At 49.0% G+C, this 2975-nt stretch carries 1 protein-coding gene; it reads left to right on the top strand.

The window, feature by feature from the left end:
- Nucleotides 1-2975: glycoside hydrolase domain-containing protein (locus VN105_RS09880; protein ID WP_325640342.1), on the top strand; the 2975-nt coding region annotated here is incomplete at both ends.

Raw genomic sequence — 2975 nt, forward strand, 5'->3', positions numbered from 1 at the left:
TCATGTATCAGATAAAACACTCTTCCCCCAGTTTCAGGAAAGGGTTGCTGCTGGCAGGATTTACTTTCAGTTTTCTTACTACGGCCCTTGCCCAGGAATTGAAGTATGTTAACGGCAACAACAACTGGAATGCAGACTCGCTTGGTAACCATCGCGCAGTAGTTACTTTTAACGGCAGCAACTCCGTGGCCCGTGTGGTAATACCCTGGCGCCGCCGCGATGAGCACCCCGAATTGAAGCGCATTATTATAGAGGATGCAAAAACAAAACAGCAGGTTACCAATGTAAAGACGCTGACACTTAACCGCGAGCAGGGAGATATCTGCTTTGAACCCACTTCAGGAAAAGGAGACTATTATATATATTACCTGCCTTCAAAAAATGAGGGCCGCAACAACTATCCCCAAGGCGTATACCTGGCCCCGGAGCAAACAGCCGGTGATAACTGGCTGCAATCCATCCCGGCGGGCATAAAGCCCAATACCACCGTGAAACAGCTGGAAGCCATCGACAGCTTCAATACTTTCTATCCCATGGAAGTAATTGCCACGGAAGCAGAACGGAAACAACTGCTGCTCAGGCATCCGGGCGGAGGATATATGTTGTTCCCGGAAGACAGGCAGTTCCCAATAAAAATGACCGACGATCTTCCACAGCGCTGGATAAAGAAAGGACCATCCCAGTCATTCTCCGGCACAGCAGATAAAGGAGAATACTACGCATTTCAGCTGGGCATTTTTGCCCGCCGCGAAATGAAAGGGGTGGAGGTTTCCTTTGCCGATCTGAAAACAGCCTCGGGGCAAACTATTCCTGCTGCACAACTCAACTGCATCAATACTACAGGTACCACCTATGATGCAAAGCCCTTTTCTGCTACAGTGAATATTCCGGCAGGGAAAGTACAGGCGATGTGGTGTGGGGTAGATGTGCCGGAAAACGCTGCAGCCGGTATTTATAAAGGAATTGCTACTGTCAGGGCAGAAGGTATGCCCGCCATGCCGGTGAGGATTACACTCACGGTAACGAATAAACAGGCAGTGAACAGCGGCTTTAATGAGCCGTGGAAACAAACCCGTTTGAAATGGCTGAACTCCACACTGGCGCAGGACGATGCTGTGATTGCGCCGTATACTCCGCTGGAGCTGAAAGACAGTGTAATCAGTTTGCTGGGCCGGAAAGTAGGTATCAACAAAGACGGTTTCCCCGCCCAGATCCAGACTTTTTTCACACCTGAAATGACCTCGCTGTCTACACAGCCTAAAAATATTTTCACGGAGCCGGTGCATTTCCATTTCATTGGGGCCGCTACAGGAAAGGATCTTCACTGGCAAAACCATGGCTGGCAAATCACCCGGAAGGCCCCGGGCAAAATCAGCTGGAAAGCCCTGAACACTACTACCGGTCTGGAAATGGAAGTAACCGCCACACTTGAATTTGACGGCTTCCTTGATTACACGGTGAAAGTAACTGCAAAAGAAGAGGTAGCCCTGAAGGAAATCACCATGCACCTGCCATTTGATAAAGGTGCGGCAAAGTATATGATGGGCCTCAACCAGAAAGGCGGTGTACGTCCTGAAAAAATCGACTGGAAGTGGGATGTAAAAAACAAGAACCAGGACGGCGCCTGGATCGGTGATGTGAATGCAGGTATCCAGTTTAACCTGAGGGATGAAAACTATGTGCGCCCGCTGAATACTAACTTTTACCTGCAAAAGCCTTTACTGCTGCCGGCTTCCTGGGGCAACGGCGATAAAGGGGGGATTACTATTGGCGAAAAAGGAAAATCAATACTGGTAAATAATTACAGCGGTGAAAGAACACTGCATAAAGGGGAGGTACTGTATTATAATTTCCACCTGATCATCACCCCTTTCCATCCTGTTAACACAGATTTCCAGTGGTCTACCCGTTTCTATCACAAGTACAATAACCTCGACAGCATCAAGGCTACCGGGGCCACTGTGGTAAACATCCATCACGGCAACGATATCAATCCCTGGATCAACTATCCGTTCATTGAATGGAAAGCGATGAAGAATTATATTGCTGAAGCGCATCAGCGAGGGCTTAAGGTAAAGATCTATAATACAGTAAGAGAGCTTTCCAACCATGCCTGGGAAACCTTCCCGCTGCGTAGTTTGGGGCATGAGGTATATAGCCCGGGTAAGGGTGGCGGCTTCTCCTGGCTGCAGGAACATATAGGGAAGGACTATATCGCCGCGTGGTTTGTGCCGGAGTTTAAAGATGCGGCTATCATCAACAGTGGAATGAACCGCTGGCATAACTACTATGTGGAAGGTATGAACTGGCTGGTACAAAACGTAGGCATCGATGGTATTTACCTGGATGATGTGGCTTTTGACCGGGTTACTATGAAGCGGGTGAAACGCGTACTGACAAAGGATAATCATCCGGGGATCATTGACCTGCATTCTGCCAACCAGTATAATAAGTCCGATGGATTTATTAACAGTGCGGTACTTTATATGGAGCATTTCCCTTACCTGAACCGGCTCTGGTTTGGTGAGTATTTCGACTATGAAAAGAATGATCCGGCTTTCTTCCTCACGGAGGTAAGCGGTATACCCTTTGGTTTGATGGGTGAAATGCTCCAGGATGGCGGTAACCAGTGGCGGGGTATGGTGTATGGCATGACTAACCGCATGCCGTGGACAGCCACTTCTGATCCGCGTCCTATCTGGAAGGTATGGGATGATTTTGGCATGCAGGGAACAAAAATGATTGGTTACTGGGTGGAGAACAACCCCGTTAAAACCAATAATCCTTTGGTACCGGCCACCATATACCGGAAAGATGGAGCGGTGCTGGTATCCCTTGCCAGCTGGGCGCCGGGAAACACCACCATTAAACTTGCTATCGACTGGAAGGCCCTGGGCATCGACCCCGCAAAGGCAGTGATAACAGCGCCGCATATACGGAATTTTCAGCAGGGACAGGTATTCGCCAAAGACGCC

Source organism: Chitinophaga sp., from assembly GCF_035564935.1.
In the GTDB taxonomy this organism is placed as follows: domain Bacteria; phylum Bacteroidota; class Bacteroidia; order Chitinophagales; family Chitinophagaceae; genus Chitinophaga.